12 protein-coding genes and 2 pseudogenes are annotated in these 16,587 nt (G+C 72.7%); 4 read left to right on the forward strand and 10 right to left on the reverse strand.

Going from position 1 to position 16,587, the window contains the following annotated elements; all coding sequences use genetic code 11:
* The first annotated feature begins 14 nt into the window (after positions 1-14).
* Positions 15-1,040, forward strand: a complete 1,026-nt coding sequence (locus IEZ19_RS23320; RefSeq protein ID WP_189313219.1) for a Gfo/Idh/MocA family protein — start codon at positions 15-17, stop codon at positions 1,038-1,040.
* Here the strand turns inward: IEZ19_RS23320 and IEZ19_RS23325 are convergent.
* A complete protein-coding gene (locus IEZ19_RS23325) occupies positions 1,019-1,390 on the reverse strand; it encodes a phospholipase domain-containing protein (protein ID WP_308428992.1) in 372 nt (123 codons plus the stop codon). The genes IEZ19_RS23320 and IEZ19_RS23325 overlap by 22 nt on opposite strands.
* Positions 1,391-1,469: 79 nt before the next feature.
* The gene (locus IEZ19_RS23330) at positions 1,470-1,883 is read right to left on the reverse strand and encodes an SsgA family sporulation/cell division regulator (RefSeq protein ID WP_189313220.1); all 414 of its coding nucleotides are present in this window, start codon (positions 1,881-1,883) and stop codon (positions 1,470-1,472) included.
* A gap of 358 nt (positions 1,884-2,241) precedes the next feature.
* On the opposite strand from IEZ19_RS23330, the gene IEZ19_RS23335 reads away from it, so the two are divergent.
* The gene (locus tag IEZ19_RS23335) at positions 2,242-3,678 is read left to right on the forward strand and encodes a PP2C family protein-serine/threonine phosphatase (RefSeq protein ID WP_189313221.1); all 1,437 of its coding nucleotides are present in this window, start codon (positions 2,242-2,244) and stop codon (positions 3,676-3,678) included.
* A gap of 80 nt (positions 3,679-3,758) precedes the next feature.
* On the opposite strand, the gene IEZ19_RS23340 is transcribed toward IEZ19_RS23335, so the two are convergent.
* A complete protein-coding gene (locus IEZ19_RS23340; RefSeq protein WP_189313222.1) occupies positions 3,759-5,252 on the reverse strand; it encodes a DNA-binding protein NsdB in 1,494 nt (497 codons plus the stop codon).
* Between the two features lie 247 nt (positions 5,253-5,499).
* Between IEZ19_RS23340 and IEZ19_RS23345 the strand changes: the two genes are divergently transcribed.
* Positions 5,500-6,639, forward strand: a complete 1,140-nt coding sequence (locus tag IEZ19_RS23345; RefSeq protein ID WP_189313223.1) for an aminoglycoside phosphotransferase family protein — start codon at positions 5,500-5,502, stop codon at positions 6,637-6,639.
* A 418-nt stretch (positions 6,640-7,057) separates the two neighbouring features.
* Complete coding sequence (locus IEZ19_RS23350) at positions 7,058-9,028, forward strand: N-acetylmuramoyl-L-alanine amidase (RefSeq protein ID WP_189313224.1); 1,971 nt, start codon at positions 7,058-7,060, stop codon at positions 9,026-9,028.
* Between the two features lie 676 nt (positions 9,029-9,704).
* Here the strand turns inward: IEZ19_RS23350 and IEZ19_RS23355 are convergent.
* The 7 genes and pseudogenes from IEZ19_RS23355 to IEZ19_RS23385 all read right to left on the reverse strand — a co-directional run.
* Positions 9,705-10,202, reverse strand: coding sequence for a hypothetical protein (locus IEZ19_RS23355; protein WP_189313225.1), 498 nt, complete (start codon positions 10,200-10,202; stop codon positions 9,705-9,707).
* Between the two features lie 85 nt (positions 10,203-10,287).
* Positions 10,288-13,179 carry an ATP-binding protein gene (locus IEZ19_RS23360; protein ID WP_189313226.1) on the reverse strand — a complete coding sequence of 964 codons (2,892 nt, stop codon included), beginning with the start codon at positions 13,177-13,179 and terminating at the stop codon, positions 10,288-10,290.
* Between the two features lie 138 nt (positions 13,180-13,317).
* Entirely contained in the window at positions 13,318-13,917 is a 600-nt protein-coding gene (locus IEZ19_RS23365; protein ID WP_189313227.1) for a CGNR zinc finger domain-containing protein, read from the reverse strand.
* A gap of 129 nt (positions 13,918-14,046) precedes the next feature.
* Entirely contained in the window at positions 14,047-14,955 is a 909-nt protein-coding gene (locus tag IEZ19_RS23370; protein ID WP_189313228.1) for a universal stress protein, read from the reverse strand.
* Positions 14,956-15,134: 179 nt separating this feature from the next.
* Positions 15,135-15,377, reverse strand: a complete 243-nt coding sequence (locus IEZ19_RS23375) for a DUF397 domain-containing protein (RefSeq protein WP_189313229.1) — start codon at positions 15,375-15,377, stop codon at positions 15,135-15,137.
* A gap of 83 nt (positions 15,378-15,460) precedes the next feature.
* Positions 15,461-16,060 (reverse strand): annotated as a pseudogene (locus IEZ19_RS23380) (thiolase C-terminal domain-containing protein); the annotation flags it as partial.
* Positions 16,054-16,353 (reverse strand): annotated as a pseudogene (locus IEZ19_RS23385) (alpha/beta fold hydrolase); the annotation flags it as partial. The pseudogenes IEZ19_RS23385 and IEZ19_RS23380, both read right to left, overlap by 7 nt.
* Positions 16,354-16,587: the final 234 nt, after the last annotated feature.

Here is a 16,587-nt window from a genome sequence, read left to right on the forward strand (position 1 = left end):
GAGGAAGTGCGCACGTGGGTGACCTGCTGGGCGTAGCGGTTCTGGGTGCCGGGCACATGGGTGCCGACCACATACGGCGTCTGGATGGCGTGGTGAGTGGTGCCAGGGTCGCCGCTGTGGCCGATCCCGACACCGACCGCGCCAAGGAGGCGGTGGCCGGGCTCGACGGGGTCTCGGTGCACACCGATCCGGTGTCCGCGCTGGCGGCCCCCGGTGTGCAGGCCGTCCTCGTCGCCTCACCTGGTCCCGCGCACGAGGACGCCCTGCTCGCCGCCTTCGCGCGCGGGCTGCCGGTGCTGTGCGAGAAGCCCATGGTGCCCGACTCCACAGGAGCGCTGCGGGTCGTGGAGGCCGAGGCCAGGCTGGGGCGCCGGCTGGCGCAGATCGGCTTCATGCGCCGCTACGACGCCGAGTACCGGCGCCTGAAGTCACTGCTGGACGACGGCGGTCTCGGGCGCCCGCTGATGCTGCACTGCACCCACCGCAACGTCTCCTCGCCGCCCCACTTCACCAGCGCGATGCTGATCAACAGCTCGGTGTCGCACGAGATCGACGCCGCCCGCTGGCTGCTCGGCCAGGAGCTGACGGCGGTGACCGTGCTGCGCCCGGCGTCCTCGGCGGGCGCGCCCGAGGGGCTGATCGACCCGCAGTTCGTGCTCTTCGAGACCGAGCGCGGCGCCCTGGTGGACGTGGAGGTCTTCGTCAACTGCGGCTTCGGCTACCAGGTGCGCTGCGAAGCCGTGTGCGAGCGGGGCAGCGCCCGGATCGGCGACGAGCACACCATGGTGGTCACTGCGCGGGGCGGGGCCCGCGAGGAGGTGGCGCAGGACTACCTCGTACGGTTCGCCGACGCCTACGACCGCGAGGTGCAGGCGTGGGTGGACGCCACCCGGCAGGGCCGGGTCTCCGGCCCGAGCGTGTGGGACGGCTACGCGGCGTCCGTCGTCGCCGAGGCGGGGGTCCGGGCGCTGGAGACCGGCGGCCGCACGACCGTCGAGCTCGCCCCGCGCCCGGACCTCTACGCCGAGGTCAGCCGCTGACGCTCGCCCCGCCCGTCTCGAGGTGGCCGTCGACTCCGACGCGACCATGTCGCGTCGGAGTCGACGGTGATCGGGAAGTCGTACCAGCCGTTCTGGTACGCCACGGCGTTGAAGTGGTCCTCCGTCGGCGCACCCGCGGCGACCGTGTACGTCCAGGGACCGTCGCCGCGGTAGTGGTTCGAGGTGATCGTCAACTTCACCGACGGCGAGCCCGAGTTGGCCGTCCTGAACCAGATCGCGAGCTTGCCGGTGCCCGGTTCGACGGCGTAACGAGTGCTCACCTCGGCCGACTTGCCCGCCTTCGTCGCGTCGCCCCGGAAGCGGCGCAGGAAGCGGTCGGGGCCGGCCATGGTGAGGTCGTACGAGCCGCTGCCGTAGCCCGAGCCGATGCTGAGCAGCCGGACGCGGCCTCGTCGCCGCCGCCACAGCTCAGACGCCGTCGAAGAGGGCGGTCAGTCCGCGTTCGACGACCTCCCCCAGGTCCTCCCGCCCGGGCGCCACCACCGCGTAGGTGCGCAGCAGGAAGCGACGCAGCGCAGCCGTGTCGAACTGGAGCAGCGCGAGCCCGCAGACCGAGTGGAACTCCAGGACCGTACGCGCCCGGCCGCACGGCCATATCTGCACATCCCCGCGCCCGGCCGGGGCGTCGAGACCCTCGTCGAGCAGCGATCGGGCGAAGGTCCAGGTGACGTCCTCGCCGTCGAGCGTGACCTCCGACGGGAAGTCGATGAACACCGCGAGTGGATCCTCGGCCGTGTACCGAAGCGCGGCGGCCACCGGGACCTCGCGGTCCGCGGCGGTGATCAACTGGGCGTGGGCGGGCTGCCGGATGGTGATGTCCATGCTCTTACGAGTCCGCAGAACCGCATACGTGACACCTGAGCGGCAACTATCTGATGTGACCTGCGTCACTCGGGAATGAGTGCGCCTGACGGGGAACACATGACCCTCGAACGCCCGCCCGAACGCGACACCGAAAGCCCTCACGACACGTCAAGTCGCGTACGCAGTCTACGACTTGCGACATACGAACACATACGCCATGCGCACCCCCCAAGCACGCCGTGAAGACTCTGGCATATGCCGTGGGCACCACCGTATCGTGTGTTGCCAAATCCCTTACAGGCCGTGGCGGGCTGTGCAACAGTCGTAGCGGTCCCTCCGTCCCGACTGTCCGTACCGTCCCCCATCGGAGTGCGTCATGCCGTCCCATCTCTCCGCGGACCGCCCAGCCGGCCGGCCACCGGGCCCCGGGTCGGTCGACGCGTTGATAAGGCAGGCGCGGCGGCTCAAGGGGGACATGGACGCCGTACGGCGGGACGCGCACAGTGACGGAACGGACCCGGAGGACCGCTGGCAGCGCGCGCTGTACGACCTGGCGTTGCATCAACTCAACGACCTGGACGAACACTTGGCCCAGCTGCGGGACGGCCCGCCGCCGGTGCCGCCCGCTCCCGCGGAGCCGGTTCCCGCGTCCGTCACCGCTGAGGCAGACCCGGCGGAGAGCGGTTCGCTGCTCACCCGGGTGGGCAGTGCCGAGTGGAACTTCCTGACGGACGAGGCCAGTTGGTCCGGTGAGCTGTACCGGATCCTCGGCCGCGACCCGTCCGCGCCCGCCCTCACCCTCGACGAACTGCCGTCCCTGATCCTGGACGAGGACCGGCCGAGGCTGACGGCCATGGTGACGGACTGCCTGGTCGACGCCAAGCCGATCGACGGCGAGTTCCGCGTCGTACGGCCCGACGGATCCGTCCGGACCGTGCACATGATGGGCGAGCCCGTGCTCGACGCCGACGGCAGTACCGCCTCGATGTGGGCCGTGCTGCGCGACGTCAGTGAACTGCGCCGCCACCGGCGGACGGTGCACGAGACCCGTGACTCGTTGCAGCGTCACCGGCAGCAGGCCCAGACCGAGCGCCGGCTCGCGGTCGAGCTGCAGGAAGCCGTGCTCCCCCCGTGGCGCGGCTCCCTGCGGCTCCCGCGCCGGGGACCGCGGGCTCTCGACCTCGCGGCCCGCCATCTGCCCTCCGGCACCGACACGTTGCTCGGTGGCGACTGGTACGACGCCCTCGAACTGTCCGACGGGGACACCCTGCTCAGCGTCGGCGACCTCACCGGACAGGGCGTCACCGTCACGTCCGGCATGGCCATGCTGCTGGGTGCCGTCCGCGGCATGGCGATGGCGGGCACTGGGCCCGGTCAACTCCTGTCCTGGCTCAACCAGTTACTCGACGCCACGGTCCAGCCGGCCCTGGGCAGCGCGATGTGCTGCCGCTACCGGCCCGAGACCCGCACCCTCGAGTGGGCGCAGGCAGGACACCCCGCCCCGCTGCTGTTCCGCGGCGGGACGGGGTGCGCGCTGACCGTTCCGGACGGCGTCCTGCTCGGCGCCACTCCGAGGGCCGACTACGGCCAGGCCGAAGTGACCCTCGAACCGGGCGACCTGCTCCTGCTGCACACCGACGGGCTGGTGCCCGGCCAGAACGGCGCCCACACCGTGCGGCGCCTCCTCGACCTGGCCCCGCGCTTCGGTGCGGCGCGCACCGCACAGGACTGTGTGCGGACGGTCGTGGAGGAGTTCGGCGACTGCGAGCGCAAGGACGAGGCCTGTGTGCTCATCGCCAAGGTGACGTCCTGAAGAGCAGGACGACGTCGCGACACACCGGCATGACGCAGGTGCTGCACCAGGCGTCGTGACGGAACAGCGCCACAGACCCCCTATGCCTGCGCGCTGGTGCCTCCCTTGCTCCTGGCCTTCGGCAGGGCCTGTTCGATCTCCTCCCGCAGCTCGTGGATCCTCGGGTAGCCGGCGTACTCGGCGGTGAGCCGGTACATCTCGCGCAGCCGGTCCCAGGTGCGGTGGGAGGAGTTCGATCCCATCGACATCAGGGCCAACCGCGCGTACCGGTCCGCCTGTTCGGGGTCGTCCGCGATGAAGCAGGCGGACGCCATGGACAGATAGTCGAAGATTTTCGAGCGCTGCCGCCCGTCGACCCGCAGGGCCAGGGCCTTCTCCGCGTAGTGCTGGGCGTGCGCGGCCGCTGACGGCTCGTGCTCGGCCAGCGTGCGGTAGGCCAGGGCCTGCATGCCGTACAGATCCTCCTCCTTGAACATCTGCATCCAGCTCGGCGGCGGCACGTTGCCCCGGTCGGAGACGAAGAGGTCCTCCGCCTGGCCGAGGGTGCGGCGCATCGCCTGCCCCTTGCCCATCGACGCCTGTGCCCAGGCCTCGATGGTGCAGAGCATCGCCTTGGTGCGTGGCAGCACCTCGTCGCCCGAGCCGGACTGGGCGAGCTTCATCAGATCCAGTGCGTCGTCGGGCCGGCCCAGGTGCACCATCTGGCGAGCCGCTCGGGAGAGCGCCTCCCCGGCGCGGGGCCGGTCACCGCCTTCACGAGCCGAATGGGCGGCGATGACGAAGTACTTCTGGGCCGTGGGCTCCAGGCCGACGTCGTGCGACATCCAGCCCGCGAGGACGGCCAGGTTGGCGGCGACGCCCCACAGGCGCCGCTGGAGATGGTCGGGTTGGCGGTAGGCGAGCATGCCGCCCACCTCGTTGAGCTGACCCACCACAGCCTTGCGTTGCAGCCCGCCGCCGCGGGCCGCGTCCCAGGCCCGGAACACCTCGACCGAGCGCTCCAGTTCCTCGATCTCCTGCGACCCGATGGGGGCGGCCTCGTAACGGTCGAACCCAGCGGGGTCGGCGTGCAGGGGGTCGTCGAGAACAGGGGCGTCGGCCCGGAGTGCCGGGTCGGTGTGCAGCCAGTCGTGCATGGCACTGCTGAGTGCGGATCCCGCGGCGAGCGCGGCACCCGCGCCCACCAAGCCGCGTCGGTTGAGCATGAGGTCCATTCCCGTGAATTCGGTGAGGACCGCGGCAGTCCGTTCGGGCGCCCACGGCATGCCGTCGGGATGTTCCGCATTCCCGTCGCCCGGCCGTTTTCCCGTACGCCCGTGCCGCACCAGACCGAGGTCCTCGATGGTCACGACACGGCCGAGACGCTCGGTGAACAGAGCCGCCAGCACCCGCGGCACCGGATCGCGCGGGATCTCTCCCGTGTCGATCCAACGCCGGACCCGGGAGGTGTCGGTCGCCAGCTGGGGGTGGCCCATGGCCGCCGCCTGCCGGTTGACCAGCCTCGCGAGTTCGCCCTTGGACCAGCCGGCCAGGCCGAACAGGTCCGCGAGGCGGGTGTTGGGTTGTCCGGTCACGTCAAGCCCCCAGGTTCTCGGCTGAGTTGACAGTAGCCCGCTGACGGTTGCCGGGCGACTATTCGCCACGGTTCGCCAGGGTGCGCCAGATGGTGTGCCACTGGACCTCGGGTGTCAGGTAGGAACGCGCCACCCCGACCCGGTCCGCCGAGGGACATTCCCCAGGGTGCACCCGGGCGACCGGGCCGGGTGGGCGCGTGAGCTCCATGGCAGGCACCGCAGGCACACGAAGGGATCTGTATCTCCCATGTACGCAGCATCGTCTTCCGTGTCCGCCCCGCCCCGGCCGCTGCGTCCCCGTCCGGCGGGCAGCGGCCCCTATCTCGAGCCCGCGCGGCAGGGCGCCCCCGTGCTGGGCGCGGGCCGGCCGCGGCGCGGCGCTGGGCCCGGCACCCAACCGCTCAGCGGGAGACTCGACTTGTCCGGCCCCCAGGGCGCGCAGCTGCGCACCGCGATCGCCTCGGTGCACCGGATCTGCCCGGAGTTCGCTCCGGTGCAGGTGCTGCGCCGCAGCGGACGCTCGGTGCTCCTCGTCGGGACGACAGGACGCAGCACGGCCGTCGCCAAGTGCTTACTCGACCACTCTCCCGCCTGGTCCGAGCGGATCCACCACGAAATAGCGGCCTACCGCTCGTTCGTCAGGCACCGGCCGCCGATCCGGGTGCCTCGGCTGATCGCGGCGGACCCGGACAACTGCACCCTGGTCATCGAGCGCATGCCCGGCCGGGTGGCGGCGCTCCACCGGCATCCCGCGGAGGCACCGCCCCGCGCGGACATCCGGGCGGCGCTCGGCGCGATCTGCCGGCTGAACGCCTGGCGGCCTCCGGCGGGCACGTTCGACGCGCCGCTGGACTACGCGGCCCGTATCTCCCGCTACCACGAGCTGGGCCTGCTCACCGACCGGGACATGGGCGACCTGCAGAAGCTGCTGCACGGCATCGCGCACGCGGCGGGCCGGCAGGGCATGGGCCAGTTCTGCCACGGCGACGCGCTGCTCTCCAACATCCTGCTGTCCCCGGCCGGTCCGGTACTGGTGGACTGGGAGCACGCGGGCTGGTACCTGCCGGGCTACGACCTGGCGACGCTGTGGTCGGTCCTCGGAGACGCTCCGGTGGCGCGGCGGCAGATCAGTCAGATCGCCCAGTCGGCGGGCCCCGCTTCGCGGGACGCCTTCCTGGTGAACCTGATGCTCGTCCTCACCCGTGAGATCCGCACCTACGAGACGGCCGTGCAGCGGTCGATGCACGACGCGGCCCCGGCGGCACCGGGTTCGGCCCACCCGGGTGCCGCGCCGTCCGGCGAGGAACAGCGGCTGCTGCTCAGGCGACTGCACGACGACTGCCAGCTGGCCCGCCGGGCCGTACGCGCGGCGGTCGGCACTCGCTGACGGGACGACGGATCCGCGGTGCGCCCTGGGCAGCGGCGCACCGCGGACCTTCGTGCGCCGGGCCGAACGGCCGGCGGCCCGCGGGTCTCCCGGCGCCGGGCGGCCGTACACCTCACCCTCCTCCGATCTCCATGCGTCCAGCCGTACCCTCGCGCCTCACGCTTCTCCCTGCGTCCAGCCGGGGCGCCCCACGGACTGCGGAACTTCGTATCCGGGCCGTGGGACGGGGGCCAGTGGTGTACGCCACTGACGCCCCGCAGGCCCGCGCGCTTCCGCCACGAAACTCCCGTGTCCCCCGCCTGACGTGGCAAATCTTCTCTTCCTGGGCATGATTGACGGATCGTCGGCAAGCCGGTACCACTGAGCCACGCTCAGCCCCGCACACCCCGCCGCGCTCACCCGTGCCAGGAGGCCCGCATTGCGAGGATCCGTCACCGACCCCACGTCCGCTCCCGGCGGCAGACGCACACGCAGGGCGGCCGGCGCCGTCGCCGCCGCGGCTCTGCTGCTCCCGCTGCTCGGCGCGGCCCCGTCCCAGGGCGCCACCGGCACCACGGCGGGCTCCCTCCAGCGCGCGTTCGCGAGCGCGTCCGCGGAGTACCACGTGCCGCAGAGCGTCCTGCTGGCCGTCTCCTACCTCCAGTCCCGCTGGGACACGCACGCCGGCGCGCCGAGCGTGACCGGCGGCTACGGACCGATGCACCTCACCGACGCGCACACCGCGCTGACGTCGGTCGCGCACCACAGCGACGGCACGGAGGATGCGCGCGGTGACAGCGCCCGCCCCGCCCTGCTCCCCGAGACGAAGGTGCCCGGGGAGACCGCTCTCCCGGCCCGCCTCGAGACCCTGCCGAAGGCCGCCGATCTGACCGGGATTCCGGCCGAAGAACTGCGTACGGACGCGGCGGCGAACGTGGCCGGTGGTGCCGCGCTGCTCGCCGCCGCGCAGCAGGACCTCGGCGAGCCGCTCAGCGCGGACCCGGCCGACTGGTACGGCGCGGTGGCCCGCTTCTCCGGCGCCGAGGACACGGCGACCGCGGCGGCGTACGCGAACGACGTGTACGACGTGCTGCGTTCCGGCGAGGAGCGCGTCACTGACCAGGGCCAGCCGGTGACGCTGGCCGCGCAGCCGGACGTGTCCGCGGACACCGCGCAGCTGAGCCGGACCGGTCTGCGCACGCTCTCGGCGGACGGCACGGAGTGCCCGAAGGGTGTGTCGTGCGAGTGGATCCCGGCGCCGTACGAGGAGTTCGGCGACGGCGACTACGGCAACCACGACCTCGGTGACCGGCCTGCGGCGCAGAGCATCAAGTTCATCGTCATCCATGACACGGAGGGCGCCTGGGACGGGGTGATGAACCTGATCAACGACCCGACCTATGTGTCCTGGAACTACACCATCCGCTCGACGGACGGTCTGATCGCCCAGCACGTCAAGGCGAAGGACGTGGCCTGGCACGCGGGCAACTGGTACGTCAACGCGAAGTCGGTAGGCATCGAGCACGAGGGCTTCCTCACGTCGCCGGACGCCTGGTACACGGAGGCCATGTACCGCGCGTCGACCCGGCTGGTGAAGTACCTCGCCGCGAAGTACGACATCCCGCTGGACCGGCAGCACATCCTCGGCCACGACAACGTGCCGGGCCCGACGACCTCCACGATCGCGGGCATGCACACCGACCCCGGCCCCTACTGGGACTGGCGGCACTACTTCGAGCTGCTGGACCACCCCTTCGAGAAGACCGCGAACAAGAAGGGCGGGCTGGTCACGATCCTGCCCGACTACGCGGCCAACCAGCCGGTGTACACGGGCTGCACCACCAGTGGGCAGCCGTGCGCCACGCACGGCTCCAGCGAGGTGCGGCTGTATTCCGACCACGACGAGAACTCGGCCCTGATCAAGGACATCGGCCTCGGCACGACCCCCACCACCGATGTCAACGACCTGGCCTCGCGGGTCTCGACCGGACAGCAGTTCGCGGTCGCGGACCGGTGGGGCGACTGGACGGCGATCTGGTTCCTGGGCCAGAAGGCCTGGTTCCTGAACCCGAAGAAGCAGCCGACCGCGGTGAACGCGTCCGGCCTCGTGATCACGCCCAAGGACGGCGTGACGAGCATCCCGGTGTTCGGCCGCGCCTACCCGGAGAAGGAGGCCTACCCGACGGGCGTGCCCGCGCAGGCGGTGTCCCCGCTGCCGTACACGATCCCCGCGGGCCAGGAATACGCGGTCGGTGACAAGGTGCCCGGCGAGTACTACTACGCCGTCACCTACACCGCGGACTCGCACAAGGTCGTGATCGGCGAGGACCTGTACTACGAGATCCAGTACGGCCACCGGGTCGCGTGGGTGCGCGCGGCGGACGTGAAGGCGGTCCCGTCGCAGGCGTAGCAGTGGGGTGCGGGACGGGCGCCCGACGAAGGGCGTCCCGGCCCGCACGCGTGCGAGGACGCAGGCGGGCCTGACTCAGCCGAGAAGGGGCGCGACCTCCTCGGCGATCACCGACTCGCCGTGGGTGTCGTCGAGGCCGGGGCCCAGGCCGTGACTGCGGAGGATCGCCGTCACCTCCTCGTACCGGGCCGCTGCCGGTGCGGGGGAAGCCGGTCCACCGCAGACCGCCGAACGCGTCCGGCCGGATGCCGTCGGGACCGGTGAGCTCGGCCGCCCGTTCGGCCGCGAGGAGAACGCCGAACCGCTCCCTGACGACCAGCATCGCGCCGAACCCCGAACCACCGGGGCGGTCGCACAGCAGCCCCCCGTCGAGCTCTCCGGCCTTGCGGCGCGGTCCTCTGCGCCGCGGTCGGCGGACACCGGACCTCCACCCGGGTGACGGGGCAGACCAGCGCCGGCTGCTCCACCACCGGTCCGAGCAGGTCCTGGGGCAGCTCCCGGGCGATGTCCGGCCGGAGTGTCTCGCCGCCTTCGCCGCCTGAACGGCCATCGTCCGCACCGCCTGGCCGTGCCCGGTGCTGTTGCGCACCAGGAGCTGGAGCCGTGCCGGCGCTCGAGGGCGGCCCACCGCCCGTGACAGGGCCGGTTGGCCGCTCCTGGCCTGCGGACCGGGCCGTCAACCCTGCTGGAAGAGCTCCGCGGGCAGGGGCTTGAGGAGGGCGTACAGGTCGTCGGTGATGGGGCGGTCCCAGGCGGCGATGGTGACCAGGACGCCGTCGCTGCGGTCGAACTGGACACACGAGATACGGCCCTCGGAGAGCTTGAGGCGCCGCACGATCAGCAGGTTGTCGCCCTGGAGCACCGGCATGTCCTCGGTGCCGGTGACCAGGACCTCCTCGTCGTTGTCCAGCGCCAGCAGCAGCTGAGCCACCTCGAAGGGGACCTCGCCCTCGGCGACCTCGCGGGCCGGCGAGCCCTCCGGAAGGTTGCCGATGATCATGGCGGGGCCGCGGCCGCCGAACAGGTCGTAGCGCAGGAAGACGCCCTGGCAGGTGCCGTCGGGAGCGGGCAGCAGACCCGCACCGAGATTGCCGGGCCAGTCACCCGGGTCCATGGCCAGTACGTCGAAGTCGGGCCCGGCGGGGGTAGCGCTACGGCGGCGGAGGAACGACATGCGGCCATGGTACGTGCCCGAGCGCGCTGGGTGAGGTTGGGCGGCGTCTCGCCGGGACCGGCGACGCGGGTCCGAACCTCGCCCCCTAGCCCTCCTCCTTCTCCCCCAGTGCCGCCTCCAGCCCCGTCCGGTCGGTGCCCAGCTTTCGGTACACCGCCGACAGGAGGCGTACGACCGCCTGCTGGTCGGTGTGGAGTTCCGCCGCGATCTCCGCCTCCGTGCGGCCGTCCACAGTGAGCGTGGCGGCGGTGCTCTCGCGGACCGTGAGCGTGTCCGTCTCCGTGCTGTGCAGCCGGCGGGGGCGGAAGCCGGCCGCGGCGAGTTCGTCGCGGGCCGTCTCGACGAGTCCGTCGGCGCCGCACTGCACGGCCGCGTCCAGGCCCCGGTAGAGGTGTTCGCCCGCCTCCTTGGCACGCCCGGTGCGGCGCAGCTCCGTGCCCAGGGCGACCAGTGAGCGGGCCAGCTCGTACCCGGCCGGGGAGCGTTCCAGATGGCTGACGGACTCCTCGAGGTACTTGAGGCGGGCCGCCCCGGAGGACACCTCCGCCGCCGTGCGCAGCGCGTGCCCGATCGTGGACGGGGCGCCGAACAGACGGGCCCGCTCCACCGCTTCCAGCGCGGTCGCGAGGGCACGTCCGGGGGCGACGTGGCTCTCGGCGCGGGCGAGGTGGAGCTGCCAGGGGCACCACGCGGGGTTGCGGATGCCGCGCGGGTCGAGCCGGCGCCCGGCTGCGGAGAGCTCGGCCGCGGCCTCCTCGACGAAGCCGCGTGCGAGGAGCAGTTCGCCGTGCACGGTCTGGGCGTCGGGGAACACGACGGCTGCCGGGAAGGGCTCCCCGAAGCAGTACTCGTCGGCCGTCTGCGCGGCCTCGGCTACCCGGCCGCGCGCCAGCAGCACCTCGATGAGAGCGCCGACGGCGTACCAGACGGCGGGCACGCCCCGGCCGACCCGGTCGGCGAGGCGGAGCCCGGCGCGGACGAAGTCCTCGGCTTCGGCGAGCCTGCCGCGCCGGTAGCGGAGGTAGCCGAGCAGGGTGTACGCGAAGGACAGATGGGCGCCGCGCCAGCCCTGCCGCTCGTAGTCGGCGATCCCGGTGGTGAACAGTTCCTCGGTGCGGCCGGGCCGGTCGGCGTACATGAACGCCATCGCCACCAGGACGGGCACCTCGAAGCCGCGGTCGGGCTCGGCCCAGCCGAGGCCCCCGGCCAGGGCGCGCTCGGCGTGCCGGAGGGCGACGGGGGCCGGTTCGCCGCGCTGGACGGCGTCCCAGGCGCGCAGCCCGATGATGTACCGCTCGGTGAGGTCGCGGCCCTTGACCCGGTCGGCGAGCCGGGCGAGCCGCCGCGAGCGGGAGGGGTGGTCGGGTTCGTCGGCCCGGAAGGCGTCCCACATGAACTGTTCGGCGACCATGCGCAGCCTGACCCGCGCGTCCCCGGTGAGGCGGACCTCCCGGGCGAGGGTGTCGGAGGCCTCGGCGAGGTGGTCGCTGTGGGCGAGGACCTGGGAGAGCCGGTAGACGATGTTGTGCCGCAGTTCGGGGTCGGCGATGGGCTCCTCGAGGGCCGCGCTCAGATGGTTGACGGTGGTGGCGGGTTCGGTGAGCAGGGAGGCGCTGCCGAGTTCGTAGAGGACGGCGGCGCGGTCCTCGGCGGTCGGGGGTTCGCGCAGGGCGCGGGCGAGGTAGCTGCGGGCGGTATCAGGGGCGCCCGCCCTGAGGGTCTCGCCCGCGGCGGCACGCAGTTGCTGTACGACCCAGGGGTCGCCTTCGGGGTGGGTCTCGAGGAGGTGACGTGCGGCGGCTGAGGGGCCTTGTCCCTCGTCGACGACACACCAGGCGGCCTGGCCGTGCAGGGCGACGCGGAAGCCGGGCGGGATGGCACGGTAGACGGCCGTCGCGATGAGCGGGTGCACGAACTCGAGGGTCTCGGTGCCGGTGAGGATACGGGCGCCGCGCAGGGCGTCGGCGGCGTCGGCGGCCTCCTCCTGGCCGAGTCCGGCAACGGCGGCGGCGAGCAGCAGCGGGATCTCGGTGCCGAGGACGGCGCAGGCGTAGGCGTAGCGGACGGTGGAAGAGCCGAGGCGTTCCAGGCGGGCGATCAGGCCGCTGCCCTTGACGGCGGCGACGAGGTCGCGCAGCAGATGCGCGCCTCCCTCGTTCGGGGTGAGTCCGCGGTCGAGCACCTTGGCGGCCAGCTCGACGGCCTCGAAGGGGTTGCCTGCGGTGACGGCCCAGCACTCGCGGCAGAAGGCATCGTCGGCGTGCGGGCCGACGGTCTCACGGACGAGGCGGGCGACGGCGGCGGCGCTCAGTGGTTCGAGGTCGAGGGGCCGTCCGCCCGCGCGACCTGGCAGTCCGCGGAACGACTCGGCGTGGTCGGGGAGTTCGTCCGGTCGGTAGGCGACGACCACCAGCAGCGGGAGTTCCTCGGCGCGGGGCGCGAACGCGGCCAGCCAGCGCAGGGATTCGGCGTCGGCCCAGTGGGCGTCGTCGAGGACGAGGACCATGGGAGCGCGGCGCACGGCAAGATGGGTGAGGACCCAGTCGAGGCCGTCGCGCAGGCCCTGCTGGTCGGGCGGCGCGCCGTGGGTGGGGGCGCACAGGCCGAGGGCGGGGCCGACGATGTCGTACCAACTGCCCAGTGACGAGCGGAGCTCGGCCTCGGGCACACCGGCGAGCTGGGGCTGCAGGAGCTGGCGGGCGACGTGGAAGGCGACGCGCTGTTCCTGGTCGCCGCCGCGCGCGGACAGGACGGTGCAGCCCTGGGCCGAGGCGCGCCTGCGGACCTCGGCGAGGAGGGTGGTCTTGCCGATCCCGGCGCGCCCCGCGATGGCGAGCAGGGCCCCGTGCGGGCTCGCCAACGGCTCGAGGCCGTCCGCGTGCAAGCCGGTGAGGTCGCCCAACGCCTCGTCGACGGCGGCGAGTTCACTCTCACGCTCGAGGAGCGTCCGGCGGCTCCGCACGATCAGCTGTCCCATGGCTCACCCCCCGCCACGGTGGTACACCCGCGCGGGGAGAGGGCGCACGCCGTGACTGTCAGGCACCTCAGACTACGCCCCGCGGGGCGCCTGCGAACCTGCTCGACCGTTACTGCCCGATAGATTTATGCGTCTGATTCAAGCTGCCCTGCGGTGCCGTTCGTGATGGCGCGCGACGCGGGCCCGGTTGCCGCAGGACGGCTTGCACCACTCCTGCCGTGGGTGCTCCCTGAGGAAGTACCGTACGCAGCGCGGCGCGTGACAGGCCCGCAGCCGCTGCCGGTCGGGGCCGGCGAGGAACGCGATGGCGGCGCGCGCGAGGGCGGCCGTGAGGTCGGCCTCCCCGTCCACCGGCCTTTGCTGTACGGCGGGTTCGACGCCGTCGGCCCAGTGCAGGACGGGCACGGTGGCCGTGCGGGCAGCCGCGGCGTTGAGTCGTTCGACGGCCTCGCGCGCGGGCGGCAGCCGTGCGGCGTCGGCCGAGCTGGGCGCGCCGGGTCGTACGCTGCGGGCGAACAGGGCACGGACGGCGGCGCGCAGCTCCCGTACGGCGGCCAGGTCCGCGCCGTCGGCGACGTAGTGCGCGGCGTACGGCACGGTGTCGGGGTGCGCGTGCACCCAGGCGGTGAGTCCGGCCGGGTCGGCGAGATCGTCGGCGACGCCCCCGTTGCCGTCGTGGCGGATCGTCAGGGCGAGGTCGAGGGCGAGCCGGGCGTCCCTGCTGAGCGTGTCCTGCATACAGCTAATGATAGGCACGCACCCCTCCATTAGCCGCTGCTCGGCCCACCCGCGCCACCACCACGAGCCGCCGCTCGGCCCGTCCGCGTCATTTCGGCGGCACCGCCCCCAGCCGCCGCTCCGTCCGCCTCACTCCTCCTCCGGCGCCGGCGGCACCACCGCGATCGGGCTTGCCGCGTGCAGCAGGACCGCGTGGGTGACGGAGCCCAGCATGCGGGCCGGCGCGAGCAGGCGGCGCCGGTGGCGGCCGACCACGACGAGGTCCGCGTCCTTCGAGGCACCGACGAGCAGTCCGGCCGCGTCGCCCGGCAGCGCGTAGGTGTCGCAGCGGACGCCCGGGTGCTCGGCACGGTGCGGGGCCAGGGCTTCGTCGGCGAGGGTCCTGGTCTCGTTCTCGATGGCGTCCTGGTCGATGACGGACGGCACCAGGGTGCCGGCGGCCGCCCAGTTCTGCACGGGCCACGGGTAGCCGGCGATCACCTGGAGGCGGGCGCCGCGCAGGGCCGCCTCGGTGAAGGCGAACGCGAGCGTGACCTCGTCGGGGTGGTCCACCTGGACACCGACGACCACCCGGGGCCCGGTCCCGGACTCGACCAGCGGCTCCTCGTCCACCTTGCGGCCTGGCCGGGGCACCACGACGACCGGGCACGGGGCGTCGCGGGCGGCGGCGAGGCTGCTGGAGCCGAGCAGCAGGCTGGCGAAGCCGCCGCGGCCCCGGGAGCCGAGCACCAACAGCTGGGCGGCGGAGGCCACTTCCGGCAGCAGCACAGGCGGTGCGCCCACCGGCGCCGTGTACTGGACGGACAGTCCCTCCGCCCGCTCCCGCACGAACGCCCTCATCCGGTCGAGCACCGGGTCGTCGTCCGGGACGGGCGGCCCGGCGACCAGGACCTCGGGCTGCGCCCAGGGGGCGTACTGCCGTACGTGCACGACGCGCAGCGGCGCCGCCCTCCTGCGGGCGTCGTCGAGCGCCCACTCCAGGGCGCGCAGGCTGTCGTCCGACCCGTCGACCGCGGCGATGACCGGCGGAGTGCTCATGGTTCCTCGTCTCCGGAATACGACCTTCCCTGTCTCCGGGGCCAGCCTCGCTCAGGCATCGGTCCCGGCAGGGCGCTGCCGTTCGCGTGTCCGGAAATCGGGGCGGAACACCCCCGGTTCGGCTCCTGAGTGCGGGTGGCTCCGGGCCGGTGTCGCCGCGGCCGTGCGGGCGCCGGGCCTCAGGTCAGGTCGAACTCGCCTTCCCGCGCCCCGGAGACGAACGCGCCCCATTCAGCGGGTGTGAAAATCAGAGACGGGCCCTCCGGGCGGCCGCTGTTGCGCATCGCGATGAATCCCTCGACAAAGGCGATCTGGACATCCCCAAGGCCTCGGCTGCTGGACTGCCAATCGGCCCTGCTCAGGTCCAGTTCCGGCTTGTCCCAGCCCATGAGCGGCTGCTGCTGGGTGGTGCTCTCGGCCACGTCCGTGCTCCTCCCGATTCGTCGTCCGCGGGCCAGCCTAGCGATCGGTCCCGACGGCCAACAGGCCACGTGAGGCGTACCTTTCAGGAGTCCGGGGGTTCGGACCCCACGAGCCACATGGAGAAGAACTGCGAGCCGCCGCCGTAGGCATGTCCGAGGACCTTCCGGGCCCGTTCCGCCTGGTGTTCTCCGGCCTGTCCGCGCACCTGCAGCGCCGCCTCCGCGAACCGGATCATGCCGGATGCGCCGATCGGGTTGGTCGACAGGACACCGCCCGACATGTTGACGGGGAGGTCCCCGTCGAGTTCGGTGACCCCGGACTCGGTGAGCTTCCAGCCCCCTCCCTCCGCCGCGAAGCCCAGGTTCTCCAGCCACATGGGCTCGTACCACGAGAACGGCACATACATCTCGACGGCGTCGATGTCGCGGCGCGGGTCGGTGACGCCGGCCTGCCGGTAGACGTCGGCGGCGCAGTCCTTCCCGGCCCGCGGGGAGACGAAGTCCTTCCCGGCGAACAGTGTGGGCTCGCTGCGCATGGCCCCGCCGAGCATCCAGTCGGGCGGACCGGGCGCGCGGGTGGCTCCGGCCCGGTCGGTGAGGACCATGGCGCAGGCGCCGTCGGAGGACGGGCAGGTCTCCGAGTAGCGGATGGGGTCCCACAACATGGGGGACGACTGGACACGGCCGCGGAGTGCGCGACCAGATCCATGTGGTGGAGCCCCATGTGAGCCCGCAACGCCTCCACGTCGTCGACCAGCCGATCGCAGCGGTACGTCCCCGGATCCGCCGGCACCGCGGAGTCGCCGGTGCCGCGCAGGTCGAGCAGAACCAGCCGCCGGTGCGCGCTCAGCCCGCCCAGGTCACCGAGGTAGGCGGAAGCCCGCATGGGCCCGCCGGGCAGCACGACGAGGGGCTCACCCTCGCCACGGACATGAAACGCGAGCCGGGTCCCGTCGGGCGCGGTGAACGTCGGCATGCCGCCGATCATCGGGGGCGCGGCGGGGTATCGCAACGCAGTTCCGCGGCGGCGCCGGGGTCCGACAGGACACGGGCTGCGCCGCGGGGGCAACGACGCGGCCCCGGTACGACCACTTACGTCACACAGCCACACGGACCACACCGACGACACGCACCGTACGGCGCCGATGATCCGCCCGTCAGGGACGCCCCTGGCCCGGGCGGCTCGTGGCATCGCCGAGTAGGCCACCCA

The sequence above is a fragment of the Streptomyces brasiliensis genome, assembly GCF_014647875.1.
Taxonomy (GTDB): domain Bacteria; phylum Actinomycetota; class Actinomycetes; order Streptomycetales; family Streptomycetaceae; genus Streptomyces; species Streptomyces brasiliensis.